22 protein-coding genes are annotated in these 26,293 nt (G+C 68.8%); 11 read left to right on the forward strand and 11 right to left on the reverse strand.

Annotated elements, in window-relative coordinates; all coding sequences use genetic code 11:
* Positions 1-44 precede the first annotated feature (44 nt).
* From WMC41_RS27935 to WMC41_RS27945, 3 genes are read left to right on the forward strand one after another with little or no spacing between them, the layout of a single operon-like run.
* Positions 45-1,127, forward strand: coding sequence for a class II aldolase/adducin family protein (locus WMC41_RS27935; RefSeq protein ID WP_432349745.1), 1,083 nt, complete (start codon positions 45-47; stop codon positions 1,125-1,127).
* Entirely contained in the window at positions 1,124-2,401 is a 1,278-nt protein-coding gene (locus WMC41_RS27940; protein ID WP_432349746.1) for an FGGY-family carbohydrate kinase, read from the forward strand. The genes WMC41_RS27935 and WMC41_RS27940 overlap by 4 nt, the downstream gene beginning before the upstream one ends.
* Positions 2,398-3,240 (forward strand): TIGR01459 family HAD-type hydrolase, encoded by an 843-nt coding sequence (locus tag WMC41_RS27945; protein WP_432349747.1) that lies wholly within the window; start codon positions 2,398-2,400, stop codon positions 3,238-3,240. Before WMC41_RS27940 ends, WMC41_RS27945 begins: the two co-directional genes overlap by 4 nt.
* Positions 3,241-3,421: 181 nt before the next feature.
* Here the strand turns inward: WMC41_RS27945 and otsA are convergent, their stop codons facing one another.
* The 11 genes from otsA to WMC41_RS28000 form a co-directional block, all read right to left on the reverse strand.
* On the reverse strand, positions 3,422-4,909 hold the full coding sequence (gene otsA / locus WMC41_RS27950; RefSeq protein ID WP_432349748.1) for an alpha,alpha-trehalose-phosphate synthase (UDP-forming): 1,488 nt from the start codon (positions 4,907-4,909) through the stop codon (positions 3,422-3,424).
* A 220-nt stretch (positions 4,910-5,129) separates the two neighbouring features.
* Entirely contained in the window at positions 5,130-8,279 is a 3,150-nt protein-coding gene (locus tag WMC41_RS27955; protein WP_432349749.1) for an efflux RND transporter permease subunit, read from the reverse strand.
* Positions 8,280-8,282: 3 nt separating this feature from the next.
* Positions 8,283-9,392, reverse strand: a complete 1,110-nt coding sequence (locus WMC41_RS27960; RefSeq protein ID WP_432349750.1) for an efflux RND transporter periplasmic adaptor subunit — start codon at positions 9,390-9,392, stop codon at positions 8,283-8,285.
* A 296-nt stretch (positions 9,393-9,688) separates the two neighbouring features.
* Positions 9,689-10,483, reverse strand: coding sequence for an ABC transporter permease (locus WMC41_RS27965; RefSeq protein ID WP_244769018.1), 795 nt, complete (start codon positions 10,481-10,483; stop codon positions 9,689-9,691).
* A 13-nt stretch (positions 10,484-10,496) separates the two neighbouring features.
* Positions 10,497-11,366 (reverse strand): ABC transporter permease, encoded by an 870-nt coding sequence (locus WMC41_RS27970; RefSeq protein WP_432349751.1) that lies wholly within the window; start codon positions 11,364-11,366, stop codon positions 10,497-10,499.
* The gene (locus tag WMC41_RS27975; RefSeq protein WP_432349752.1) at positions 11,363-12,436 is read right to left on the reverse strand and encodes an ABC transporter ATP-binding protein; all 1,074 of its coding nucleotides are present in this window, start codon (positions 12,434-12,436) and stop codon (positions 11,363-11,365) included. The genes WMC41_RS27970 and WMC41_RS27975 overlap by 4 nt, the downstream gene beginning before the upstream one ends.
* Before the next feature lie 119 nt (positions 12,437-12,555).
* Positions 12,556-13,599 (reverse strand): ABC transporter substrate-binding protein, encoded by a 1,044-nt coding sequence (locus tag WMC41_RS27980; protein ID WP_432349829.1) that lies wholly within the window; start codon positions 13,597-13,599, stop codon positions 12,556-12,558.
* 67 nt (positions 13,600-13,666) lie between these two features.
* A complete protein-coding gene (locus WMC41_RS27985; RefSeq protein ID WP_272808802.1) occupies positions 13,667-14,329 on the reverse strand; it encodes an RraA family protein in 663 nt (220 codons plus the stop codon).
* A 112-nt stretch (positions 14,330-14,441) separates the two neighbouring features.
* Positions 14,442-15,245 carry a carbon-nitrogen hydrolase family protein gene (locus tag WMC41_RS27990; protein WP_432349753.1) on the reverse strand — a complete coding sequence of 268 codons (804 nt, stop codon included), beginning with the start codon at positions 15,243-15,245 and terminating at the stop codon, positions 14,442-14,444.
* A 104-nt stretch (positions 15,246-15,349) separates the two neighbouring features.
* Positions 15,350-16,246, reverse strand: a complete 897-nt coding sequence (locus WMC41_RS27995; RefSeq protein ID WP_288082442.1) for a LysR family transcriptional regulator — start codon at positions 16,244-16,246, stop codon at positions 15,350-15,352.
* A gap of 87 nt (positions 16,247-16,333) precedes the next feature.
* Positions 16,334-17,104, reverse strand: a complete 771-nt coding sequence (locus WMC41_RS28000; RefSeq protein ID WP_432349754.1) for an HpcH/HpaI aldolase family protein — start codon at positions 17,102-17,104, stop codon at positions 16,334-16,336.
* 175 nt (positions 17,105-17,279) lie between these two features.
* Between WMC41_RS28000 and WMC41_RS28005 the strand changes: the two genes are divergently transcribed.
* Genes WMC41_RS28005 through WMC41_RS28040 form a run of 8 tightly spaced genes read left to right on the forward strand, consistent with a single transcriptional unit; the run spans position 17,280 to position 26,245 of the window.
* Positions 17,280-18,830: an ABC transporter substrate-binding protein gene (locus WMC41_RS28005; RefSeq protein WP_432349755.1), complete on the forward strand. Its 1,551-nt coding sequence runs from the start codon at positions 17,280-17,282 to the stop codon at positions 18,828-18,830.
* A gap of 20 nt (positions 18,831-18,850) precedes the next feature.
* Complete coding sequence (locus tag WMC41_RS28010; protein ID WP_244769025.1) at positions 18,851-19,795, forward strand: ABC transporter permease; 945 nt, start codon at positions 18,851-18,853, stop codon at positions 19,793-19,795.
* Positions 19,792-20,607, forward strand: coding sequence for an ABC transporter permease (locus WMC41_RS28015; protein ID WP_272808807.1), 816 nt, complete (start codon positions 19,792-19,794; stop codon positions 20,605-20,607). Before WMC41_RS28010 ends, WMC41_RS28015 begins: the two co-directional genes overlap by 4 nt.
* Positions 20,608-20,611: 4 nt before the next feature.
* Positions 20,612-22,273, forward strand: coding sequence for an ABC transporter ATP-binding protein (locus WMC41_RS28020; RefSeq protein ID WP_432349756.1), 1,662 nt, complete (start codon positions 20,612-20,614; stop codon positions 22,271-22,273).
* Positions 22,270-23,838, forward strand: a complete 1,569-nt coding sequence (locus WMC41_RS28025; RefSeq protein WP_432349757.1) for a serine hydrolase domain-containing protein — start codon at positions 22,270-22,272, stop codon at positions 23,836-23,838. The genes WMC41_RS28020 and WMC41_RS28025 overlap by 4 nt, the downstream gene beginning before the upstream one ends.
* Positions 23,831-24,694 (forward strand): creatininase family protein, encoded by an 864-nt coding sequence (locus WMC41_RS28030; RefSeq protein ID WP_288082432.1) that lies wholly within the window; start codon positions 23,831-23,833, stop codon positions 24,692-24,694. The genes WMC41_RS28025 and WMC41_RS28030 overlap by 8 nt, the downstream gene beginning before the upstream one ends.
* Positions 24,687-25,373, forward strand: coding sequence for an RraA family protein (locus WMC41_RS28035; RefSeq protein WP_288082430.1), 687 nt, complete (start codon positions 24,687-24,689; stop codon positions 25,371-25,373). The genes WMC41_RS28030 and WMC41_RS28035 overlap by 8 nt, the downstream gene beginning before the upstream one ends.
* Complete coding sequence (locus WMC41_RS28040; RefSeq protein ID WP_288082429.1) at positions 25,370-26,245, forward strand: N-formylglutamate amidohydrolase; 876 nt, start codon at positions 25,370-25,372, stop codon at positions 26,243-26,245. The genes WMC41_RS28035 and WMC41_RS28040 overlap by 4 nt, the downstream gene beginning before the upstream one ends.
* Positions 26,246-26,293 lie beyond the last annotated feature (48 nt).

Genomic DNA, 26,293 nt, shown 5'->3' on the forward strand with positions numbered 1-26,293 from the left:
GCGGGCCGGAAAGCGGGTGGCGGACTGTCTAGAGGAGGGGCCGCATGGCTTCGGGCATTCGGGCGGAGGACAGGGCGGCCTTCGATGCATTTCTCGCGCTCTCGAGGGAGCTCGGCAGCGACATCCTGAAAACGCAGGGTGCCGGCGGCAACACCTCGTTCAAGCGGGACGGCGTGATGTGGGTGAAGGCCTCCGGCACCTGGCTTGCCCATGCCGGCGAGCGCGACATCATGGTGCCGGTGGAGGTCGCGCCGCTGGTGGCGGCGCTCAGGGCGCGCGACCCGAGCGCCGAAAAGGCGACGGATTTCGTCGTCGCGGCGCTCAACGCCTCCGGCCTGCGCCCGTCGATCGAGACCAGCTTCCACGCGGTGCTGCCGCAGGCCGTCGTCGCGCATTATCACTGCGTCAATGCCATCGCCCTTTCCGTGCTGGCCGGGCGGGAGCGCATCCTCGCCGAGCGCATGGCCGCGCTGCCCGATCTGACCTGGGCGACCATTCCCTACCGCCGCCCCGGCACGCCGCTCGCCCACGAGATCGATCGTGTCGCCGCGCGCCGGCCGGACGTGCTGATCCTCTTCAACCACGGCATCGTCGTCACCGGCGAGACGGTGGAGGAGGTGCGCGCGCGCATCGCCCGCGTGACCGCCGCCCTTTCGGTGGAGGAGCGGGCGACGGCGCCGGGGGACGCGGCGCATCTCCAGGCCCTCGCCGAAGGCGCCCCCTTCCATGCCGCCGAGGATGCCGGCAGCCACAAGACCGCGCTCCATCCCGCCAACCTCGCCGTCGCCACGGGCGGTTCGCTCTATCCCGACCATGTCATCTTCCTCGGCACGGAGATCGGCGTGCTCGGCGCGGGCGAGACCGTGGCGGCCTATGCGCAGGCGCGAGGCGCGCGGGGGCTCGACATGCCGAAGATGCTGCTCGTGCCCGACCGGGGCGTGCTGCTCGCCGACGCGCTCACCGCTGGCGGCCGCGTCATGGCGCGCTGCCTGGCGGAGGTCGTGTCGCGCGTGCCGGAAGGGGCCGCCATCGTCCATCTCGGCAGCGACCAGGAATACGAGCTCACCCATTGGGAGGCCGAGCAATACCGCCAGGCGCTGGACCGCAAGGCGAGCCAGCGGGCATGAGCGCGGCGTCCGGACCCGCCGTCGCGCTCGGCATCGATCTCGGCACGTCCGGCGTGCGCGCCGCCGCCCTTGCCGCCGACGGCACGCTCGTCGACATGGCGTCCTCGCCGTTCCCGGATGCCGCGGCCGGCCGCTCGCCCGCCGCGTGGCGGGCCGGCGTCGGCGCGTGCCTCGGCGAACTTGCCGCGCGCGGGGCGCTTGCCGCCATAACGGGCGTCGCGGTCGACGGGACCTCCGGCACGGTGCTCGCCATCGATGCCGGCGGCGCGCCGATCGGCGATGCGCTGATGTACAACGATCCCTGTCCGGACCGGGCCGTCCTCGACCGGATCGCGGCGTCGGCGCCGGCGGACAGCCCGGCGCGGGGCGCGACCTCGCCGCTCGCCAAGGCCGTCCATCTTTCGCGCCGGGCCGGTGTTCATGCCATCGTGCACCAGGCGGACTGGATCCTCCTGCAGCTCGGGCTCGCCGCGCCGGCGAGCGACGAGAACAACGCCCTGAAGACGGGCTACGATCTCGCCGCGGAGCGCTGGCCGGACTGGATCGAAGCCTGCGGCATGGATGCCGGCCTCCTGCCTGAGGTGAAACGCGCCGGCGCGCCGCTGGCGACCGTCGGTGCGGCGGGCCGGGCCCTCGGCCTGCCGGACGGCTGCCGCTACCACGCCGGCACGACGGACGGCTGCGCCTCGTTCCTCGCGACGGGCGCCGCGTCCATCGGCGACGGCGTGACCGCGCTCGGCTCGACGCTGGTCGTCAAGCTCGCCTCGGCGGAACCGGTCGATGCGGCGGACTACGGCATCTATTCGCACCGCATCCTCGATTTCTGGCTCGCCGGCGGGGCCTCGAATTCCGGGGGCGCGGTCATCCGCAGCCTTTTCGACGATGCGCAGGTGCGGGCGATGACGCCGCTGCTGCGGCCCGACCGGCCGACCGGCCTTGCCTATTATCCGCTGCTGCGGCCGGGCGAACGGTTCCCCGTCAACGATCCCGCCCATGCGCCGCGGCTGGCGCCGCGCCCGGCCGACGACGTCGTCTTCTTCCAGGCGATCCTCGAAGGCATCGCGGCGATCGAGGCGTCGGGCTATGCGCGGCTGGCGGCGCTCGGCGGCCCGCCCCTGTGCTCGGTGCGCACGGTCGGCGGCGGCGCGGCCAATCCGGCCTGGACCCGCATGCGGGAGGCGGCGCTCGGCGTTCCCTTCCTGCCGTCGAATTCGGCGGAAGCGGCCGTCGGCACGGCGGCCCTCGTCCTTGCCGGAAAGGATCGCTGGCCATGAGCATTGCCCCGAAGACCGACCTTGCGGCGCTGGCGGCCCGCTACGATGCCTTTCTCGTCGATCAGTTCGGCGTGCTGCGGGACGAGGACGGCGCCTATCCCGGGGCGAACGAGGCGCTGCTGCGCCTCAAGGCGCTGGGCAGGACCGTCATCGTGCTGTCCAATTCCGGCCGCAGCGGTGACTACAATGCCGAACGGCTCGTCAAGCTCGGTTTCGACCGGGCGGGCTTCGACCGCTTCCTGACCTCCGGCGACGTCGCCTACGACATCCTTGCCGGGGAGACGGCCGGTTCCGCGGCCGGGACACGCTGCCTGACGATCTCCAGCGGCGGCGACCGCAACCTTGCCGACCGCCTCGGCTTCGAGAGCGTCGAGGACGCGGCCCTGGCCGATATCGTGATCATCTCCGGCAGCGAGGCCGATCGCGTCCCGATGGCGGACTACCGCCGCCGCCTCGCCCCCGCCGCACGGCGCGGCGTGCCCTGCTACTGCACCAATCCCGACCGGCACAAGCTCGCAAGCGGCGGCGCCACGGCGCCGGGCGCCGGCAGCATCGCGCTGGCCTACCAGGATCTCGGCGGGCCGGTGCGCTGGTTCGGCAAGCCCCATCCGGCGATCTACCGGCAGGCGCAGGCGCTGCTCGGGGGCATTGCGGCCGACCGGATCGTCTGCGTCGGCGACAGCCTGGAGCACGACATCGCCGGTGCCGCCGGCGCGGGGCTCGCCTCCTGCCTCGTCAGGACGGGCATCCTTGCCGAAAGCACGGGGCCCGAGCTTGCCGCCCTTGCCGACCGCCATGGCGCGCGCCCCGCTTTCGTCATGGAGCGCTTCGCCGCCTGAAGCCGTCCCGCGCGGACAGGCTCCGCCCGGGACACGGGTCACCCCACGGTCGCGTCGAGGGCCGCTGCCGTCGAGCATCCGACCGGCAACATGGAAATCCTCCTGCGCATGGCGCGCAAACTGTCCGACGGGCTCGTATTCACGGAATGACGCGGCATCGCCCGCATGCGTCGAGGATCGGCTACGACCAGCGTGCCAGCGGTGCCGGGGAGGATTTCCGCAAGGTCTGCGCGCGCGTTTCCGCCGCTCTGGCGGATGCCGACGCGGCGGCGGGGCGCGCCTGCTGCGGCGCGGGGCCGGCGGCGAGATCGTCGAGGAACCCGTCGCACCAGGCGAACACGTCGTTGGTGCGCAGCGTCGTCATCATGGCCGTCCAGCGTTCCCGGCGCTCCTCGACGGGCATGGCGAGGCTGCGGGCGATGGCGTCCGCGGTGCCCTCGACGTCGTAGGGATTGACGAGCACGGCCTCCTTCAGCTCCTGCGCGGCCCCGGCGAAGCGGGAGAGCAGCAGGACGCCCGGATCCTCCCCGTTCTGCGCGGCGACGAACTCCTTGGCGACGAGGTTCATGCCGTCGCGCAGCGGCGTGACCAGGGCGAGCTTGGCCATGCGGTAGAGCCCGGCCAGCGCCGGGCGGCGCAGCGAGCGGTTGATGTAGCGGATCGGCACCCAGTCGACCGTGCCGAGCGCGCCGTTCACGCGGCCGGCCTGTTCGGCGACGGCCCGCTGCATCGCCTCGTATTCCGGCACTTCGGAGCGTGATTTCGGCGTGATCTGCAGCAACGTCACCTTGCGCTGGCTGTCGGCATGGCGGGTGAGGAAGGATTCGAAGGCATCGATGCGCTGGGTGATGCCCTTGGAATAGTCGAGCCGGTCGACGCCGATGATGAGCTGCTTGCCGTCGAGGCTCTGCAGCATGCGCTTGTGCAGCGCGGTATCGGCCGCCCGTTTCGCCAGCGCGGCGAAATCGTCCGTCTCGATGCCGATCGGATAGGACCGGGCGGTGAAGGTCCGCTCGCCGACGGTGAAGCGAAACGCGTCCAGCCGTTCGCCGAGGCCGTGCCGCGACAGGCAGTCGGCGAAGTTCTCGCGGTCATGCTCGGTCTGGAAGCCGAGCACGTCATAGGCGGTCATGCTCGTCAGCAGCGCCTCGTGCACCGGCATGGCGTGGAAGACGTCGGGCGCCGGCCAGGGGATGTGCAGGAAGAAGCCGATCCGGTTGGTCACGCCCTGCCGGCGCAGCTCGGCGGCCAGCGGGATGAGATGGTAGTCGTGGATCCAGATCAGGTCGTCCGGCTCGATGAGCGGCAGGAGGCGGCTTGCGAAGAAGCGGTTCACGCGGAAATAGCCGGCCATCTCGCGCCGGCCGTATTCGGCAAGGTCCAGCCGGTAGTGGCAGATCGGCCAGAGCACCCGGTTGGCAAAGCCCTGGTAGTATTCCTCGACGTCGCGCTCGGTGAGGTCGGTGAGCGCATATTCGATATTGCCCTCCTTCAGCCTCTGCAGCGGCCCGACCGCGTCGTCCGCGCAGGACCGGCCGGACCAGCCGAGCCAGAGCCCGCCGCGTGCCTCCAGCGCTGTCTGAAGGGCGACGGCGAGGCCGCCGGCAGGGGCAGTCCCGCTCTTGTCGGGAATGGGAACGCGGTTGGAAACGACGACGAGACGAGCCATGAATTCGGTACTACCTTGTGGGCCGCGCCCCTCATTGCATGAGGGCTTTGCGAGGGCGCGTTGAACCCAAAAAAGAGGAATTTTGCGCCAGCGGACAGCGCCGGCGGACTTTTTCGCAATGCACCGTAAACGGCCGGGGGCCGGGAAGGTTCCCTAAAACCGGCGATTTGCCGCCCCGCGGGGCCGTTTTGCGGCTCGGCCCGCCCGGGGACGGGACGCTTCAGGGGCGCTGGAGGGAGGCGTCCTCTCCGGCCTGCCGCTCCCGGTGGCGCGGTCCCTGGGGGAACCATCCGGCAACGCGCGCGCCGACCGGGTCGAGCAGCGTCAGCACCACGGGCACGAAGACGAGCGTCAGCAGCGTGGAGGAGATGAGGCCGCCGATGACGGCGTGGGCCATCGGGGCGCGCTGCTCGCCGCCCTCGCCGAGGCCGATGGCCATCGGCAGCATGCCGAAGATCATCGCCAGCGTCGTCATGACGATCGGCCGCAGGCGCACCGCGCCGGCATCGGCCAGGCTGTCCTGCAGGCTCTTGCCTTCCCGCCGGCCCTGGTTGGAATAGTCGACGAGCAGGATCGCGTTCTTGGTGACGAGGCCCATCAGCATGATGAAGCCGATGATCGAGAACATGTTGAGCGTCGAGCCGGTGACGAGAAGGCCGATCAGGACGCCGATCAGCGACAGCGGCAGCGTCATCATGATGGCGACGGGCTGGAGGAAGGACCCGAACTGCGAGGCGAGGATGATGTAGATGAAGATGACGGCAAGGGCGAGCGACTGGAGCGCATAGCCCATGCTCTCCTCAAGGTTTTCCGCATCGCCGCCGAAGCTGATGCGGTAGCCCGCCGGGATCTGCATCTTCGCGATGGCCGCGTTGAGGTCCGCCGTCACGTCGCCGAGCGCGCGCCCCTCGATATTGCTCTCGATCCGGATCTCGCGGGAGAGGTCCTTGCGCGTGATGGCGTCCGGCGCGGTGCTTTCGATGACGTCGGCCACCTGGTCGAGCAGAACGGTGATCGGCTTGCCGTTCTCGTCCGTCCGGCCGGTGGCGATGGTGAGGTCGCGAAGCTGCGCGGCATCGCGCCGGCCCGTCGCCGGCAGGCGCACCACGACATCGTAGGTCTCCCCGTCCGGCGCGTTCCAGACGGATATGGCATCGCCCGCCACCAGCGGGCGCAGGGTGTCGCCGATGGCCGCGATCGAGACGTCGAGGTCGCTCGCCGCCTCGTGGCGGATCCGCACGGCGAGCGTCGGGCGCTTGTTCTCGATCGACGATTCGACCTCCGTCGCGCCGGGAATGGCGGCAAGGGCGGTGGTGATCTCGTTGGAGATGCGGCGCAGCTCCGCCTCGCCGTCGCCCAGCACGGAAAGCTGGAGCGGCTTTTGCGACGAGCCCATGCCCGTGTTCTGGCCGATGGAGACCTCGAGGCCGGCAATGGAGGCGAGGCGCTTGCGGAACGGCTCCATGCTGGCCGCCGTCGTCACCGAGCGCTCGGTGCTCGGCTTGAGCTGGACGGCCACCGTCGCCTCGTTGAAGCCGCGCGCGCCGCCGGCATTGATGGTGGAATAGATGGTGTCGACATAGTCGAACTCGCGCAGCGCCCGCTCGACCTGGCCGACCTTCGCCGCCATGTAGTCCAGCGACGCGCCCTCGGTGGCCTTCAGCGCGATGGAGACCTCGCCCTGGTCGGCCGGCGGCAGGAATTCCGCGCCGATGCGCGGCACGAGCATCAGGCTTGCGAAGAACAGCGCGATGACCACGAAGACCGTCGTCTTGCGATAGCGGAAGGTCCAGCGGATAAGCCGGCGATACCGGTCGGCGAGGCGCTCGAACCAGCGGTCGAACCGCGCGATCAGCCGCCCGAGCGGGCCTCGCTTCGCGTTCACCTCGGACTGCGGATCGTACCAGACGCTCGACAGCATCGGGTCGAGCGTGAAGGACACGAAGAGCGAGATGAGCACCGCGACGGCGACGGTCACGCCGAACTGCAGGAAGAACCGGCCGATGAGGCCGCCCATGAAGGCGACGGGCAGGAAGACCGCGACGATGCACAGCGTGGTGGCGAGAACGGCAAGGCCGATCTCGTTCGTGCCGTCGAGGGCCGCGTCCACATGGCTCTTGCCCATGTGCAGATGGCGCGTGATGTTCTCGCGCACGACGATCGCATCGTCGATCAGGATGCCGATCGACAGCGACAGCGCCATGAGCGTCATGGTGTTGAGCGTGAAGCCGAGCGCATGGATGAGCGCGAAGGTGCCGATCACCGAGATCGGCAGGGTCAGCCCGGTGATGACGGTCGAGCGCCAGGAATTGAGGAACAGGAAGACGATCACCACGGTGAGCACGCCGCCCTCGATCAGGGTGCGCTGGACCTCCTGCACCTGGGCGGCGATGGGGCGGGAATTGTCGCGCGTCACCTTCAGCTCGATCCCTTCCGGGGCAAGCTCGACATTCAGCGCCGCGATCTCCTTGCGCAGTTCCGCGGCCACTTGCACGGTGTTGGCGCCCTGCACCTTGACGACGTCCAGCCCCAGCGAGGGCATGCCCTGGTAGGTGGCGCGGCTCGTCACCTCGGCGCCGATGTCGAGGATCGTCGCGACGTCGGACAGATAGACCGGATAGCCGCCGCTCTGCGCGACGATGATGCCGTTGAAGCCCGCCACGTCCGGCACGCGGCCCTCGACGGTGACGATCCTCTGGTTGATGCCGGAGATCAGCGTGCCGGCGGCGCGGTCCTGGTTCTCCTTGCGGATGGCGTCCATGACGGAGGTGACCGCGATGCCATAGGCTTCGAGGCGGTCGGGATCGACCATCACGAGCACCTGGCGCTCGCTGCCGCCGACCAGCGAGATCTGGCCGACGCCGGCGATGACGCTGAGCCGGTTGGTGATCACGCGGTTGGCGAGCGTGGTGATCTCCGAAAGCGTGCGCTTCGAGGACGAGGCGGCGATGGAGAGGATGGGTGCGTCGTCCGGATTGAAGCGGGTGACCTGCGGCGTGTCCACCGCGTCGGGGAAGCTCGCCTCCAGCCGCGCGACGCGGTCGCGCACCTCCTGGGCGGCCACCTGCGAATCCACGTCGAGCTCGAACTGCACGACGACGACGGAGCGGCCCTCGTAGGATTCGGAGATGATCGTGTCGATGCCGCCGATCGTGTTCAGCGCCGTCTCGATCGGGCGCGACACCTCGCTTTCCACGGTCGAGGGCGAGGCGCCCGTATAGCTCGCGGTGACGACGACGATGGGAAGGTCGGTCTCGGGGAACTGGTCGACGCCGAGGCGGAAATAGGAGAACAGCCCGATGACCAGGATCGTCACCATCATCATGGTGGCGAAGACGGGATGGCGGACGCTGATGCGCGTGAGGAACATCGCTTACAGCCCCTCGACGACGACCGGCATGCCCGCTTCCAGCGCCGGCAGCGGCGCGGAAACGACGACGTCGCCGGTTTCAAGCCCCGAGACCGCGACGAGGCCCCGGTCCGTCCATGCGGTGCCGAGCACGACCGGCTGGCGGCGCAGCACGCCCTCCGTCACCTTGAGCACGAAGCTGCCCGTCTGGTCCTGGCGGATCGCCGCGTTGGGCAGGGCGATGACGCCCTTCCGCTCGTCGACCTTGAGGATGCCCGTCGTGAACATGCCGCCCTTCAGCGTGCGGTCGTTGTTGTCGATCGCCAGGAAGACCCGCACGGCCCGCGAGCCGGCGACGGCGGTGGGCGAAATGCGCGTGACGGCGCCGGAGAAGGTCCTGTCCGCAAAACCCTCGACCGTGAGCTCGACCGGCTGGCCGACCCGCACCATGGGAATGCGGCTGGTCGGCACGCCCGCGTCCACCTCCATCCTGGAGAGATCGACGATGGTGAGGAGCTCGGTGTTGAGCGCCACCGTCTGGTCCTGCTCGACGGGCCGCGAGGCGACGACGCCGTCGAACACGGCGCGGACCTGCGCATCGGCGAGGTCGCGCTCGGCATCCGCGATCTCGGCCTGCTTCGAGCGAAGCTGGGCGGCGAGATTGGCGACATTGGCCTCGGCCTCCAGGGTCGCCGCCTCCGTGGACGCGCCGCTCTGGCCGAGGCTGGTGGTGCGGCGCAGGACGGATTCGGCAAGCTGCAGCTGCGCGGTCAGGGCCTCCGCCGAAGCCCGGCGCACGGTCAGCGTGGATTCGAGCGCCCGCGTGTCGAAGCGCACGAGAAGGTCCCCCTTCCTGACGACGTCGCCGACCTTGACGGGCAGCTCGACGATCGTCGAGGCGACGCGTGCGGCATGCGTCGACCGGCGGATCGGCGCCAGCGATCCGGAGATCCGCACGTCGCTGGCGATGTCGCGCGGCTCGACGCGCGTGACGTCGACCGCGGCGAGCTCCAGCGGCGCGGTCGATGCGGCGGGCGTCTGCGCCCGCGCGGCCTGCAGGCCCCCAACGGCGATGGCGATCAAAACCCATGCGGCCCCGGCCGCGTTTGACCATGCCTTGTTGCTTGCGAACATTGTTGCTCCGGATCACAGCCGACGACGTTGGAGCGGAACGTAGAGTTCCGGTCCCCTACAATCCAGAAAGGGAGACGGAAAACAGAAAGAATTCTCGACGGCGTTGCAGCCATGCCCCGCATCGCGGCGGTGCGGCCGGGAATGTCGCCGGCATGCCCGGCCCGGCCGGCGACGCCTTCGGAGCGGCGGATCTCCGGGGATGCGGGCGCCGGCCCCCGGCACGAAGCACGTCATCGCAGGAGGAGCCGGGGCCTTCCTCCCGCGATGAGGACCGTCCTGCCGGCCCGCGCGGCCGCCTACTTGACGAAGGCCTTGCCGAGGCCCATCGCGCGCTCGACGATCATGATCACGGCGAGCGTCAGCAGGATGAGGAGCGCCGAGGCGGCGGCGACGAGCGGGTCGGCCTGGTTGTAGACATAGTTGTAGAGCTCGACGGGAAGCGTGCTGATGCGCGGGCCGGTGAGGAAGAGCGTGATGACCACCTCGTCGAAGGAGACGAGGAAGCAGAGCGCGGCGGCCGCGACGATGCCGGGCGTCAGCATCGGCACGGTGACGCGGAAGAACACGGTCAGCGGCTTTGCGCCGAGCGTGCGCGCGGCCTCCTCGCAGGCGCGGTCCTGCGTGCTGAGCGAGACGGCGAGCACGCGCAGCGCATAGGGTAGCGTCACCACCAGATGGGCGAAGACGAGGCCGTGCATCGTCGCCAGCAGCCCGAAGGAGGCGAAGACGATGAGGATGGCAAGGCCGAGCACGATGGTGGGCAAAAGCAGCGGCGCGGTGAACAGGTTGAACAGGAGGTCCCGCCCGGTGAATTTCAGCCGCGTCATCACCCAGGCGGCCGGCACGGCGATGACGATCGAGAGCGCCGTGACGATCGCCGCCAGCGACAGGCTGGTCCAGAAGGCCTTCAGCATCTGGCTGTTGGCGAAGAGCGCCGAATACCACCGCGTCGACCAGAAGGAGGGGGGGAAGCGCAGCACCTGGTCGCCGGAAAACGACAGCGGGAAGACCAGGATGACCGGCGCCAGCAGATAGACGAACAGCACGAAGACGAGGATGCGCATCGGCCAGGAGGTCTTGTGGATTTCCATGGGTGTATACCTCCTAGTCGAGACGCCGCAGCACGGCGGAATAGGCCCAGAGCGCCGCGCCGAACACGATGAGCACGAGGATCGAGAGGGTGGAGGCGAGCGGCCAGTTGAGCGTGACGATCGCCTGGTCGTAGATCTCGGTCGCCAGCAGGAAGACCCGCCCGCCGCCCATCAGCTTGGGCGTGATGAAGGAGGAGACGGCCAGAACGAAGCACAGCAGGCAGCCGAGCGCGATGCCGGGCAGCGTCAGCGGCAGGATGACCTTGCGGAAGGTGCGGGCCGGCGTCGCGCCGAGCGTGCGCGCGGCCTCCTCCACCCGCGGATCGAGCCGGCCGAAACCGGCCATCAGCGCCAGGATCATGTAGGGCATCAGGATTTCGGTGAGGCCGATGAAGACGCCCTTGATGTTGAACATCAGGCTCGGCGCCGGCAGGCCGAGCGCCTTGATGGCGCTGACCACCGGGCCGTCGTCGGTCAGGATCGCGATCCAGCCATAGGTGCGCACCACGGCGGAGGTGAGCAGCGGCGAGATGACGAGGACGGTGAGGAAGGTGCGCCAGGAGCCGGAGGCGCGGTGCAGGTAGAGCGCGATCGGGTAGGAGACGACGAGCGTCGTCAGCGTGATGGCAAGGCTGATCCAGACGGAATTGAGGACCAATTCCAGATAGAAGGGATCGCTGAGCAGGCCCGCCCAGTTCTCCCAGGTGAAGACCTGCTCGATGCCGCCGCCGATGCGCGACCTGTTGAAGGAATAGCGGGCGAGGTTGAGCACCGGCAGGATGAAGCCGATGGCGTTGATGAGCGCGATGGGGAGCAGGAGGAGGACGGCGAGCTGGCCGTCGCGCCACTCGCGCGGAAGGGCAGGGGCGGGGGCGGCGCTCATTTCTCGCCCGCCGGATAGATGAGCGTGTCCTCGGCCGACCAGCCGAGCGTGACGCTGTCGCCGGCCGCAAGCGGGCTGCGGCCCCGCCGTGTCGCTTCCTCGACGACGATCTCCTCGCCGCCGACGCTGACGCCGTATTGCACGAGGTCGCCGATGAAGGTGATGGTCGATACCGTGCCCTCGACCTTGTTGTCGGCCTCGCCCGTCTCCTGGAGGCGGATGCGGTGCGGGCGCACGAGGATGTCGACGGTGCCCGGCGGCAGCGTCGTTGCCGAGCGGAGCTGCCGGCCGGCCCCGGAAAGCGTGCCTTCCGCCGTGACCATGCCCTTGAGGCGGTTCGTGCGGCCGACGAAATTGGCGACGAAGGCCGTCGCCGGGCGCTCGTAGACCTCGGTCGGCGTGCCGAACTGCTCGACATGGCCGCCGCGCATGACGACGACGCGGTCGCACATCGACAGCGCCTCGACCTGGTCGTGGGTGACGAAGACGGCGGTGATGCCGCTCTCTTGCTGGAGGGCGCGGATCTGCACGCGCATCTCGTCGCGCAGCTTGGCGTCGAGGTTGGAAAGCGGTTCGTCGAGCAAAAGGATCGACGGTTCGATGACGAGGGCGCGGGCGAGCGCCACGCGCTGCTGCTGGCCGCCCGACAGTTCCTTCGGCTTGCGATGGGCGAGGTGGCCGAGCTGGACCATTTCCAGCGCCTGCGCCGCCCGCTTTTCCGCCTCGCGGGCGGGGACGTTGCGCATCTGCAGCCCGAACTGGACGTTGTGCGAAACGTCCATGTGCGGGAAGAGGGCGTAGCTCTGGAAGACCATGCCCATGTCGCGATCATGGATGGGAAGGTGCGTGATGTCGCGCCCTCCCACCATGATGCTGCCCCGGGAGGGTTTGTTGAGGCCGGCGATGATCCGGAGCGTCGTGGTCTTTCCGCATCCCGAGGGGCCGAGGAAGGCGACCATCTCGCCCTTGCGGACGGAAAGATCGAGCGAGGGAATCACGTTGACGGCGCCGAAGCTGACGCCGATTCCTTCCAGTCTGAGATGCTCGTCGGGAGCGGAAGTCGTGGGCATGGAGAACTCCTGGGGCAATTCCGGCACGGAACGCGGCCTGTCCAAGGGCGGAACTGCGGAAAGACAGACAGATAAAGCGTTTCCGTGATCGGAGAAAACGGAAACGCTTCCGGCCGGCATCAGCGGCTGAGCGGAATGACGCGGCGGCGCCACTGCTCGGTGATGGCGTCGCGGACCTTGGCGACCTCGAGCCAGTTGATGTCGATCATCCTGTCCATGGCGCCGGCGGCCGTGCGCTGCAGCGCCTTTTCCGAGATGAGCGCCGCGGCCTTGGCGTTGGTGGGCGCGTAGAACATCTGCTCGGTGAAGGCGGCCTGCGCCTCGGGGCTCAGCGCATAGTCGATGAACTTCCTGGCGCTTTCGCTGGCCGGCCCGCCCTTGACGAGGCCGATCACGTTGATCTGGAAGCCGCTGCCTTCCTCCGGCAGCACCACGCCGAGCTTGCCGTCCGACAGGTCGGCATAGACCTGCGCGCGGGCGTTCCAGCCGATGCCGATCGCCGCCGTGCCGCTGGAGATCGGCTGGTAGACGTCGGGCCGCGGCTCCCAGGTCTGGACGAGGGGCGCAAGTTCCTCCAGCCGCTTGAGGCCGGCCTCGACGCTCTCGATATAGTTCGTGCCGCCGGCCATCTTGTCGGTGATGATGGTCAGCGTCGTGCCCTGGATGTCCGGCACGGCGGGAATGGAGACCTGCTTGGCATATTGCGCGTCCCACAGCGCGTTCCAGGAGGTCGGCGCCTGCTGCACCTTGTCGGTGTTGTAGAGCAGGACGAGGTTGTCGAAGGTGACGCCGGCGGCGTTGACGCCCTCGTAGCGTGCCTGGGGATAGAGGTCGGCGAGATGCTTCGTCACCGTCTCGTCCATCGGCACGAAGATGCCTTCGTCGGTCGCGGCCTTGGCGACCGAGACGTCCATGATGGCGATGTCGATCTGCGGCGCGCTTGCCTGGGCGCGCAGCGTGCCCAGCATCTGGGCGGAGTTCGGCATGCCGTAGAATTCCACGGTGATGTCGGGATTGGCCTTCATGAAGGGCTCGACGACGGCCTTCACGTAGTTCTCCTGGAAGATGCCGGAATAGGCGGTCAGCACCACCGTATCGGCCATCGCCACGGATGTGGCGAGAGCCATTGCAAGCGCAAGGCCGGCGCGGGTTGCATTCTTCATTGCGGTCATGAGTTTTCCTCCGCTCTTGAACCGATTGTTCCCATTCGCTTTATCGTATTGAGCCGCTTCAGGCGGCCGAGGCTTCCACGATTTTCGTGGCGCCGGAAATGTCGGGCAGCTTCTCGCCGTTGCGCAGCCGCTCAAGCAGCACGAGCTCGCTTTCCTGCATGCCGAGCGCCTTGTCCGCGGCCCATTCGGCCTTGGAAGGGTCGAGCACCAGGACGCCGCTCTCGTCGGCGATGATGGCGTCGCCCGGGTTCACCGTCTGGCCGCCCACCGAGACGGGCACGTTGATCGCCCCTTCGAGGCCGAGGATCTTCGTGGTGATCGGCGAGGGGCCGCGGCACCACATCGGCAGGTCGACGCGGCGGATCTCGGAAAAGTCCGTCGCCGGACCGTCGATGACCGCGCCGACGATGCCGCCGAGCTTCATCGAATGGGTCACGACGCCGCCCCAGCAGGCATGCTTGTCGTCGCCGCAGCGGTCGACGACGATGAAGTCGCCCGGCCGCACCAGCTTGGTCAGATAGTGCAGGATGGTGGAATCGGCATGGGGCAGGCGCACGGTGACCGCGGTGCCGGCGATGCGCTTTTCGGGCAGCACGGCGCGAAGCTCGCGGCTCATGAAGCCGGAATGCAGGAAATGGCCGACCGTGGCGGTCTCGACCTGTTCCATCTTCTTGATGAGGGCCGGGGCGATCTGCTGCGGCATGGGATTGACGACGAACATGACAGGAATTGCTCCATAAGGCAGTTCCGGCAAAAATGCGGTAACACTTCTGCGTCTGGAACTGCGCAAAAACAAAGAGATAGATTTTCCGGCCAAAAGGGCCGGGATGTCCCTAGAGGACGTGGTGCCGGGCGACCGGCACGTCGCGGCGCACGGCGCCGATGCGGCTGAGGTCGATCCTGGCCGTGGCGGTGCCGACGCCGTCCGAGCACTGTGCGACCATGTGGCCCCAGGGGTCGATGACCATGGAATGGCCCCAGCACCATTTCTTGCCGTCCGCATGGGCGCCGGCCTGGCCGACGGCGACGAAATAGGTCTGCGTCTCGATGGCGCGGGCCCGGGCGAGCACTTCCCAATGGTCCTTGCCGGTCATCAGCGTGAAGGCGGCGGGAAGCACGATGACGTCGGCGCCCTTGTCGCGCAGCGCCCGGAAGAGCTCGGGGAAGCGGATGTCGTAGCAGATGGCGCAGCCGACGGTCGTGTCGCCGACCTTGTAGGTCACCACGTCCTCGCCGCGGCCGATCGTGTCGGATTCGCGGTAGGAGACGCCGCCGGGCGTGTCCACGTCGAAGAGGTGGATCTTGCGGTATTTCGCGATTTCCTTGCCTTCCGGGCCGAAGACGACCGAGGCGTTGTAGTGGTTGTTGCCGGCCTTCTCGACCATCGAGCCGCAATGCAGCGTCACGCCGAGCTCCTTGGCAAGCGCGGCGAAGCGCTGGTAGGTGCCGCCGTCCGGGAAGCTTTCGCCGCTGCCGTGCACGGCGTCGCGTCCCTCGCCGAGAAAGGCGAAATATTCCGGCAGCACGACGAGGTCCGGCTTCTCCCCGGCCACCACGTCGCGCACCATGCGCTCGGCGTCGTCGAGGTTCTTGGCTTTGTCGGAACCGGAATTCATTTGCACAACACTGATCTTCATCGAAGTCCTCCAAGTCTCAGTGGAGGCATCGTCGGGCCTTGCGACGGGAATGACAAACGATAAAGAATTGTCGTTCCCGATAGAAAAAACTTGTGGCGAAAACGCTAGGCGGTGATACCCGTCGTGTCGAGCGAGGCCTCCCGCGCGATCACCGAAAGGATTGACGGGATTAGGTTTTCCGGATCGTCGGCATAGACGGCATGCAGCTTCAGGGCCGGGAAGCGCGGCGTGATCGCAAGCGCCTCCAGCGTGCCGTCGGCGATCATCGGCGCCACCATGGGCACCGGCAGCAGCGCGATGCCGATGCCGTCCCGGGCGAGCCGCAGCATGGCGGAAAGCGAGTTGGAATTGGAAATGACCGGCGGCTGGACGCCCAGCTCCTCGAACTGCCGCAGCAGCCAGATATGCGGCACGCTGTTGCGCGAGAAGGTGAGCACGGGATAGGCGGACAGGTCCTGCAGGCGCAGCTCCCGGCCGCCGAGCCGGAAGGCGGGGGCGGCGACCCAGGCGCATTCCATCGTGCCGAGGTCGATGTTCTTGAGGCCGGGGGTGAGAACCGGCCCCATCAGCAGCGCGAGATCGAGCCGCCTGTCGCTGATGTCGCGGCCGATCGCCAGCGACGTGTCCACGTTGAGGTCGAGGCCGAGCGCGGGAAAGCGTTCCTTCACCCGCTCGATGAAATTCGGCAGCCAGGCATGCACGATGGAATCGATGGTGCCGATCGACACGGTGGCGCGCAGGTGCTGCGGGCTGCCGACCGCCATCTTGAAGCTGGTGGCCGCCTTCAGCAGCTCCTCGGCGGGCTGCATGGCGCGCTGGCCGACGGCCGACAGCCGGACGCCGCCCGGCACCCGCTCGAAGAGCTCGCAGCCCATCTCCGCCTCCAGGCTGGCGATGCGGTTGGAGACCGCGGCCTGGGTGGCGTTCAGCCGGTCGGCCGCGGCGCGGAAGCTTCCGAGCCGGGCGACCCACACAAATGTCTCGACGAAGCGCAGGTTCATTGCCCGTCCATCTCAGGAATTCGTCTTCCTTCGATATACGCGACGACGGGCGATTTCTACGGCTTTGGGACGGAGCGGATGTCGCGGCTACGCGTGGTCCGCGGCGCCCTCCTGCCGGCCGGCCAGCGCGGCCGTCGCAAGCCAGGCGCTCTTCAATCCCAGCATCAGCGCGCCGTGTTCCATCGTCAGGGCGAGCGTGTGCGCGCCGTTTTCCAGGGCGAAGCGTTTCTCCGCGTCGCTCCAGGCCGGCAGCAGCCAGTGCTTGCCGGCCCGCCGGGCGGCCGCCGCGATGGTCCGCAGGTCGTCGAAATCGGCCTCGCTGCGCTTGTAGGAGGCCCGGCCGCGCCTGAGCGACAGGTCGCTCGGCCCGACGAAGACCCCGTCGACGGTGTCGAGGGCAAGGATCGCGGCGATGTCGCGAAGCGCGCCCGCATGCTCGATCATCGGATAGCATCGCGTGCGGCTGTCCTGGTCGGGAAACCATTGGTCGTCGGGGCCGCCATAGGCCACGGTGCGCCCGCCCGCGAAGCTACGGTCGCCGCGCGGTGGAAACTTGGCGAAGCGGCAGGTTTCCGCGGCATGCCGGGCATCAACGATATGCGGGATGACGACCGCGTCGGCCCCGAAATCCAGCGCCTGCTGGATGGGGGCCCGCTCCGGGCCGAGGACCTTGGCGAGGACCTCCAGGCCGAGCCCCTTGAGCACCGGGATGAACCGGTCGAGCGCCTCCAGGTCGAAGCTGCCATGCTCGATGTCGAGGACCGCCGACGTATAGCCGATGGCGGCGGCCATCTCGCCGGCCGCAATGTTCGGGCCCGACAGCCAGACGGCGCTCTTGTGGCTCGGATGTGTCGGCATGCTCTCTCCTCTTCGGTTGCGGGAAACGCCGGGCGCAACGGCGGCGGACGGACGGTCGCGCTGCCTGCGGCGGGTCGGGCTGATATGTTTTCATAATACACACAGAAACACGCTTGACTATGATTTTCCCATATGAAATGTTTTTTGCAATATCATAAAACACAAGGGCGAACTTATGTCACTCTCACGGTCTCTCCTCTGCGCCTTCCTTTCCTCCGCCTCCCTCGCCGTGCCCGGCCTTGCCGCCGCCAACACCCTGACGGTGCAGATCACGGCCGACATCCGCAGCTCGCAGCCGGGCATAAACCGCGATGCGGGAACCGATTCCGTCCTGCTCAATGTGGTGGAGGGGCTGGTTGCGGCCGGCGAGGACGGCGAGATCCGCCCCATGCTGGCGAGCGGCTGGACCGTGTCGGAGGACGGCAGGACCTATACGTTCTCGCTGCGCGAGGGCGTCAAATTCCACAACGGCGCGACGATGACGGCCGACGACGCGCGGTGGAGCCTCGAAAAGCTGCTGCGCGACCCGGAATACAGCTGCAAGGCCTTCTTCGACGGCAGCCGCGACGCGAAGGTGGAGAGCATCACGGCGCCCGATGCGAAGACGGTCGTCATCACCCTCGACCGGCCCGATGCCATGCTGCTGAAATACATGGCGCAGGCGCAATGCGGCTCGACGGCCATCGTCCATCGCGATTCCTTCAATCCGGACGGGACCTGGAAGGCGCCGATCGCCACCGGTCCCTTCGTCTTCGGCACATGGAAGCGCAGCGAGGGGCTGGTGCTGACGAAGTTCGCCGACTACGCGATCACCGGCGACAAGCCGGACGGCTACGGCGGGCGCAAGGAGGTGCTGGTCGACGAGGTGAAATATGTCGTGGTGCCCGATACGGCGACGGCCGTCGCGGGCCTGCGCAGCGGCGCGCTGGACGTCTTGCCCTACCTGCCGCCGAGCGAGGCCGCGAAGCTGAAGGACGACAAGGACTTCACCGTCGTCGCCGCGCCCCATGGCGGCCTCGTCACCATGCTGTTCCAGACCACCGATCCGCTGATGTCGAACGTCGCGATGCGCCGGGCCGTCGTCGCGGCCCTCGATACGCCGCAGATCGTGGAGTCCGTGACCTACGGCCTCGGCGTGCCGAACAATTCGCTCGTCGCCTCCGCCTCGCGCTACCACACGGCGGCGCAGGACAAGGGCTACACCCATGATCCCTCCGCGGTGCCCGCCCTCCTGCAAGAGGCGGGATACAAGGGCGAGACGATCAACATCCTCACCAACCGGCGCTCGGCGATCAACTACGACACGGCCGTCATCGCCCAGGCCATGCTGCAGGCGGCCGGCATCAATGCCGAGATCGAGGTGCTCGAATGGGCAAGCCAGCTCGATCGCTTCAACAGCGGCAAATACCAGATCATGGCCTTCAACTATTCCAACCGCAGCGACCCGGCGCTCGCCTTCCAGACCGTCGTCGGCTCGAAGGCGAAGAATGCCAATGCCGTGTGGGACGATCCGGCGGTCGGCGAACGGGTGAATGCCGCGCTGCAGGAGGCCGACCCGGCCAAGCGGCAGGCGATCTTCGACGACCTGCACGCCCGCTTCCTTGACCAGGTGCCGCTGGTGATGCTGGCCAACGGCCTCGATGTCGGCGTCTCCGGCCCCAGGGTCAAGGGCTACCGCACCTGGCAGGGCTTCGCCCGCTTCTGGGGTGTCAGCCACAGCGAATAGCGCGGCTGCCGGATCGAACCATGTTGAAATTCGCGTTTTCCCGATTGCTGTCAGCAATCCCCACCCTGTTCATCGTCTCCGTCGCGGTGTTCGGCCTCGTCCGGCTCATCCCGGGCGATCCGGCCAGCCTCATGCTCGGCGACCTCGCCGATGCGGACATGCTGGCCGAGGCCCGCAGCGCCATGGGCCTCGACAGGCCCATCCCGGTCCAGTTCGCGCTCTGGCTCGGCAATGTCGTGCAGGGCGACCTCGGCCGCTCGGTGCTGAACGGCCAGCCGGTGCTGGACCTCGTGCTGCAGCGCTTCGCCACCAGCGCCCAGATGGTGCTGATCGCGGTCGGCCTTGCCGTTCTCATCGCCGTGCCGCTCGGCATGATCGCCGCCTGGCGGCAGAACAGCGGCCTCGACCTTGCGATCGTCGCCCTGTCGACGCTGCTCCTGTCCGTCCCCACCTTCTGGCTGGGGCTGATGATCCTGCTCGCCCTCGGCCTCAAGCTCGGCTGGCTGCCTGTGCTCGGCTATGTCTCGATCGCCGACAATGCCGCTGCCGGGCTCGTCTACCTGATCATGCCGGTGCTGACGCTGGTCCTGCACGAAGCCGGCATCATCGTGCGCATGGCCCGCGCCTCGACGCTGGACGTGCTGCGGCTCGACTACATCACCCATGCGCGGGCGAAGGGCCTCAGCGAAAGCGCCGTGCTGCTGCGCCATGCCGCGCGCAACGCCTTCGGCCCGACCTGGACGCTGATCGGCCTCATCCTCGGCAACCTGCTCGGCGGCGTCGCCGTCGTCGAGACGGTCTTCACCATACCCGGGCTCGGGCGGCTGATCGTCGATGCGATCTATGCCCGCGACTATGCGGTGGTCCAGGGCTGCCTGCTGTTCGTCGCGTTCACCTATCTCCTGGTCAACCTTCTGGTCGACCTCCTCTATCCCCTCTTCGACCCACGGGTGACCGCGGAATGAAACGCCATCGGCAAAATCGTATCCTCGGGGGCGTGCTTCTCGGCGGTTTCCTCGGTGCCGCCCTCGTCGGGCTGTTCTGGACGCCGTTCGATCCGATGCGGATCGAGCTGCGCGGCAAGTTGCAGGCGCCGGGCGCGGCGCACTGGCTCGGCACGGACGAGTTCGGCCGCGACGTGCTCTCGCGCCTCATGGCCGCGGCCGGCACCAGCGTTTCGATCAGCCTCGTCACCGTGCTCTTCGCGGTGCTGGCCGGCGTCACGCTCGGCGTGGTGGCGGGATATGCCCGCGGCTGGACCGACCGCGTCATCATGGCGCTCAACGACGCGCTGCTCGCCTTCCCGAGCATGCTCCTGGCGCTGGCGCTGCTGTCGATCACCGGCGCCAACATGTACGGCATCATCCTGGCGCTCGGCATGGCCTATACGCCGTCCATGGTGCGGGTGGTGCGCGGTTCGGTCCTGTCGCTGCGCGAGCGGGAGTTCATCGAGGCCTCGCGCATCATGGGCAATTCGGCGGCCTATACGATGGTCCGCCATATCCTGCCCAACAGCCTGGCGCCGGTCATCGTGCTCGCCACCTCGATGTTCGGCTCCGTGCTGCTCACCGAAAGCGCCCTCAGCTTCCTCGGCCTCGGCGTGCCGCCGCCGGCGCCCACCTGGGGCAACATGCTGGCCAGCGCCCGCCCGCACATCGCCGAGGCCATGTGGCTCGGCATCTTTCCCGGCCTGTGCATCTCGCTCTCGCTCCTCGGCATCAATCTTGCCGGCGATGCCATCCGCGACCGCTTCGACCCCCGCATGAGAGGATTGTAACGCCATGAACCAGCCTCTCGTCGAGGTCGACGGCCTCAGCCTGCGGGTGAGCCTTGCCGGCCAGTCGATCGTCCGCGACGTCTCCTTCCGCATCGGCGCGGGGGAAATCGTCGGCATCGTCGGGGAATCCGGCTCCGGAAAGACCATGGTGGCCCGCAGCCTCATGGGCCTGCAGCCGCCCGCCATCGCCGTTTCCGGCGGCGACATCCGCTTCGAGGGCCGGTCGCTCCGGTCGCTTTCGGCAAGGGAACTGCGCGCCCTGCGGGGCGCCCGCCTTGGCATGGTGTTCCAGGAGCCGATGACCTCGCTCAACCCCTCCATGACCATCGGCAGGCAGCTGGAGGAGCCGCTGCGGCTGCACACGCGCTTGAACGCGGCGGCGCGGCGCGGCCGCATCCTCGACATTCTCCGCCGGGTCGGCATCCACGATCCCGAAGGGGCGCTCACCGCCTTTCCGCACCAGTTCTCCGGCGGCATGCGCCAGCGCATCATGCTGGCCTCGGCCATGCTGCTCAGGCCGTCGCTGCTCATCGCCGACGAGCCGACCACCGCGCTCGACGCGCTGGTGCAGCGGGAAGTGCTGGAACTCATGCTGGAAATGGTGCGCGGCGAGAGCACGGCCCTGCTGATGATCAGCCACGACCTGCCGATGGTGGCGCGCTATTGCGACCGCATCATCGTCATGCGCCAGGGCGAGATCGTCGAGCAGGGACCGGTGGAGGAGATCATCTCCCGCCCGAAGCACGCCTATACCCGCGAACTGCTGCACTCCATGCCCGTGCGCGGACCCGCGCGCGCCATCGCGCCGACGCTTGAGCCGGTCGTGGAGGTCCGGGGGCTTGCGGTCGAGTATCGCGTGAATGCGGGCCTTCTCGCCCGCAAGGCCGTGAAGAAGGCGCTGCACGGGGTCGATCTCGCCGTCCGCCCGGGGGAGATCGTCGCGCTGGTCGGCGCGTCCGGCTCCGGCAAGACGACGCTCGGCCGCTGCATCGCCGGGCTCGTGCCGGCCTCCGCCGGCCGCATCCTCTTTGGCGGCGAGGAAATAAGGCCGGGCTCGGCCGCCTGGCGGAACTACCGGCTGAATTGCCAGATGATCTTCCAGGACCCGTTCGGCTCGCTCGATCCGCGCATGAAGATCGCCGACCTGGTGGGGGAGGCGCTGCGCCACGAGCGCGAAACGACGGCGGCCGGCAAGGCGGAGCGCGTGCGCGCCATCCTGGAGGAGGTGGGGCTCGACGGCCGGTATCTCGACCGGTATCCGCATGAACTGTCCGGCGGCCAGCGGCAGCGCGTGGCGATCGCCCGCGCCGTCATCGGCCGGCCGCGCTTCGTCATCGCCGACGAGGCGGTCTCGGCGCTCGACGTCACCGTCCGGGCGAAGGTGCTCGAACTCATCGCCGATCTCCAGCGCCGCTACGGTTTCTCCTGCCTGTTCATCAGCCACGATCTCGGCGTGGTGGAGCAGCTTGCCGACCGGGTGGTGGTGATGCGGGACGGCGCGATCGTCGAGGAGGGCAGCCGCGATGCCGTCTTCGACGCGCCGCGGTCCGCCTATACCCGCGCCCTGCTTTCGGCCATCCCCACCCTGATCCGCACCGAGACCGGCGTCTCCCTGAACTGGCGTTTCGCGCCGGAGGCCGGCGCACCGGCGGCAGTATTGCAATGAAGAACACCGACATGAACCAGGACCTGCCCCGCGCCGCGCCGCAGTCGCGCGGCACCGATCCCGCGGTCCTCGACGCCCTTCTCGACGATATCGAGCGGCAGGACATCGAGCTGCACAGCCTGCTCGTCTGGCAGGACGGCGCGCTGATCGCCGATGCCTACTGGGCGCCCTATGCCGCCGACCGCCCGCACATGATGCATTCGGTGACCAAGAGCTTCACCTCCATGGCCGTCGGGCTGGCCGTCGCCGACGGCCTGCTTTCGGTGGACGATGCGGTGCTGGGCTTCTTCCCGGCCTATGCCGGGCCGGTCGGCGACAACCTCCGCGCCATGCGGGTGCGCCACCTCCTCACCATGACCAGCGGCCATGCGCGCGGCATTTCCGGCGGCGCCTGGCGCCGGCTCGCCTCCAGCTGGATCGAGGATTTCCTCCGCCAGCCGACGCCCCACGCGCCGGGGGAGGTGTTCGTCTACGACAGCGCGGCGAGCTACATGCTCTCGGCCATCGTGCAGCAGGTCGCGGGCCGGACGATCCACGATTATCTCGGCGAGCGCATCTTCCGCCCCATGGGCATGTCGGAGGCGATCACCTGGGATATCGGCACGGATGGCGTCAACACCGGCGGCAACGGCCTCAGCTGCACCACGCAGGACATGCTGAAGCTCGGCATCCTGCATCTGCAGGGCGGCCTGTGGCAGGGCCGGCAGCTCCTGCCGGAGGATTGGGTGCGGCAGGCGACCGGCATGCAGGTCCGTGACGTGGTCCTCGGCGTCTTCACCGGCGATCACTATCTCGGGCCGGACGAGGCGGGCGACGGGGTGCCGGCGAGCCGGCGCGAGGGCTACGGCTACCAATGGTGGCGCGGGCCGCATGGCAGCTTCTCCGCCAATGGCCTGTTCGGGCAATATTGCATCGTCCTGCCCGCCGAGAAGGCCGTCGTCGCCTTCACCGGCGGCCTGGAAGACAGCGACCGGCGCGTCCACACGCTGATCTATGACGGGCTGCGGCCGGCGCTCGGCGCCGGCGTTTCCGGGCGGCCGGGCGCAGAGGCGCTGGAGGCCCGCCTTGCCGGCCTCCGGCTGAAGACCCGCCCCGGCATGGCGCGCCGGCGCGCGCCGGGGGAGGCGCCGCGCCGCAGCTGGCGCATCGCGCCGAACGACCAGGGCGTGGAAGCGATCTCCATCACCGAGGAGGCAAACGCCGTTCGCTTCACGCTGCGCGATGCCGCGGGCAGCCATGACGTGCTTGCCGGCTTCGGCCGCTTCCTCGAAACGGTCACGACCATGCCCGGCGGCCGGCTGCACCATTCCTACCAGCCGGCGGAGGGGCTGACGGTGCTGGCCTGCGCCCGCTGGCTCGACGGGGCGCCGGGCGAGCGCATCCTGGAGATGGACTGGATCTTCCTTGAGACGGCCTTCCGCGACACGGTGCGGCTCCACGTCCGCGATGGCGCCCTGCGCCTGACGCGGGGCGTCAACGTCAACTCCGCCGAGCGGGTCCTGCCGGAGCTGACCGGCCGACCGACGACCGCGATGGAACGGGAAAGGGAGAGGGAGGATGGCTGAGGAGAACGGCGCCGGAAGCGAGCCCGTGGCGATCGCCCGGATGAGCCATACGGCCTTCGCCGAGCGGATGAAGCGGCCCGCCGTCATCCTCATCCCGCTCGCCTCGCAGGAAGAGCAGGGGCCGCATGCGCCGATGGGCGATTTCCAGCTCACCGAGCAGCTTGCGGAACGAAGCGCCCGGGCCGGCGGCGGCCTCTGCGCGCCGACCCTGCCGTTCGGCCATGCCGATTTCTTCCGCGCCGTTCCGGGCGGCATCCAGCTGCGCGCCGACACTTTCCGCCGCGTGCTGGAGGATATCCTCACCTCCTTTCTCGACCATGCCCAGGAGAGGCTGCTGATCTTCAACGGCCACACCGCCAATGCGCCGCTGATCGACCAGGTCTGCCGCAGGATCCGCCGCGAGCGCGGCGTGCTCATCCCCTCGCTCAACATCTGGCAGATCATTCCGGACAGCCTGTGGACGGCGCTCTGGGGGAGCGAGGCCGCCCGGGTGCGCGGCCATGGCGGCGAGCCGATGACCTCCGCCTATCTGCATCTCTTCCCCGGGCTTGTCCGGCCGGAGCGGATCTGCGATCCCGGCCCGCGCGGCACGGTTTTCGGCCTGCCCGTCGGCGGCGTCTCCGCCAGCCGCTTCGAGGGATTGCCCCTGCAGGTGCCGCTCGATTGCACCGAGGTCGATGCGAACGGCATGCTGGGAGGCCTCGCCTCCAGGGCGAGCGCGCAGAAGGGCCGGGCGATCAGCGAGCATATCGTCGGCCACACCGCCCGGCTCATGCGCCACCTCATGGCCTTCGACCCGCGCAAGGCCGTCATTCCGCCGTCCGCGGCGGCTGGAGAAGGAGAAAACCGTGCCTGAATTCCGCATCGAACCGATGCCCGCCCCGGCATCGCCCGCGCTTCTCGGCGCGCTGGAGAGGATCGAGACCGCCAGCGTCGGCCACCTGCGCTATACCGGCTTCCTCGACGGCGACATCCGCCCCGTCGATCCCGGCCAGAGGGCGCGGGCGGGCGTCGCCGTCACGCTGGCGCTGCCGGTCCTCTGCTCCACCCTGCTTCACCACGCGCTGAGCCATCTCAGGCCCGGCGACATGCTGGTGATCGATCGTCTCGGCGACACCCGCCATGCCTGCCTCGGCGGCGTGGTGGCGCGGGCGGCGCGGCTTGCAGGCGTTGCCGGCGTGGTGATCGACGGCCCCTGCACCGATGTGGCGGAAATCCGTGCCGAGGGCCTGCCGGTCTGGTGCCGCGGCGTTTCCGCCGTCACCACGCGCCAGCTCGATCTCGGCGGAACCTTCAACCGGCCGGTCGCCTGCGGCGGCGTGCCGGTGCTGCCGGGCGACATCGTGCTGGGCGATGCCTCCGGCGTCGTCGTGCTGCCGGCCGACGAGGCGGACGGGATCGCCGCCGCCTGCATCGCCCGCGAGGCGCGCGTCGCCCGCACCATGGAGCGGCTGCTGGAGGGCGAGCGGCTGGGCGACATAACCCGCGCGAGCGAGAAGGTGAAGGCGCGCCTCGACGAAAGGAACGGACCATGACCATGCTCGACGCCATTTCCGACCTGACGATCGACGGCGTTTTGTCGGTCGTCGCCCCGCGCGGGCCGCTGGTGCCCATGGTCTTCGACAGCCCGCACAGCGGGCTCGACATGCCTGCCGGTTTCCGGCCCGCCGTTTCGGCGGAGCGGGTGCGGGTGGCGGCCGACACGCATGTCGACGACCTGTTCGACACCGCGCCCGATCTCGGCGCGCCGCTGCTCAAGGCGCATTTCCCGCGCAGCTTTCTCGACGTCAACCGCGCGCTGCTCGACATGGACACCGAGATCCTCGCCGGTCCCTGGCCGCATCCGGTGCGCGAAAGCCCGACCGCCCGGCGCGGCATGGGCCTGATGTGGCGCTATGCCTGGGGCAACGAGCCGATGCATGCCGCGCCGATCAGCGTCGCGGAGGCGGAGGGCCGCATCCGGACCTACTGGCAACCCTATCACCGCCATCTCGCGGCGCTGCTGAACGCGGTCTATGCCCGCTTCGGGCGCGTCTACCACCTCAACTGCCATTCGATGACGGCGGTCGGCCATGCCATTTCCTCCGATCCGGCCGGCACGCTGCGCGCCGATATCTGCCTCGGCGACCTGAACGGCGCCGCGGCGTCGGCGGAGTTCGTCGCGCTGATTGCCGAGACGCTGCGGGCCGAAGGGCTGGAGGTCGCGCTCAACAGGCCGTTCCGCGGCGCCGAGCTCGTCACCGCCTATTCCAACCCGGCGCATGGCCGCCACAGCGTGCAGTTCGAGATCAACCGCCGGCTCTACATGGACGAGGCGACGCGCGAGCGCACGGCCGGCTACGCCGACCTGAAACGGGTGCTGGCGCGCATGAACCGCGTGCTCGCCCGCTATGCCAGCACGCAATGATGCATGAAATGGAAGGACCAGCCGTGCCGACACCAGACCAGACCGCGC

Origin of the sequence: Shinella yambaruensis (assembly GCF_050859155.1) — a bacterium.
In the GTDB taxonomy this organism is placed as follows: domain Bacteria; phylum Pseudomonadota; class Alphaproteobacteria; order Rhizobiales; family Rhizobiaceae; genus Shinella; species Shinella yambaruensis.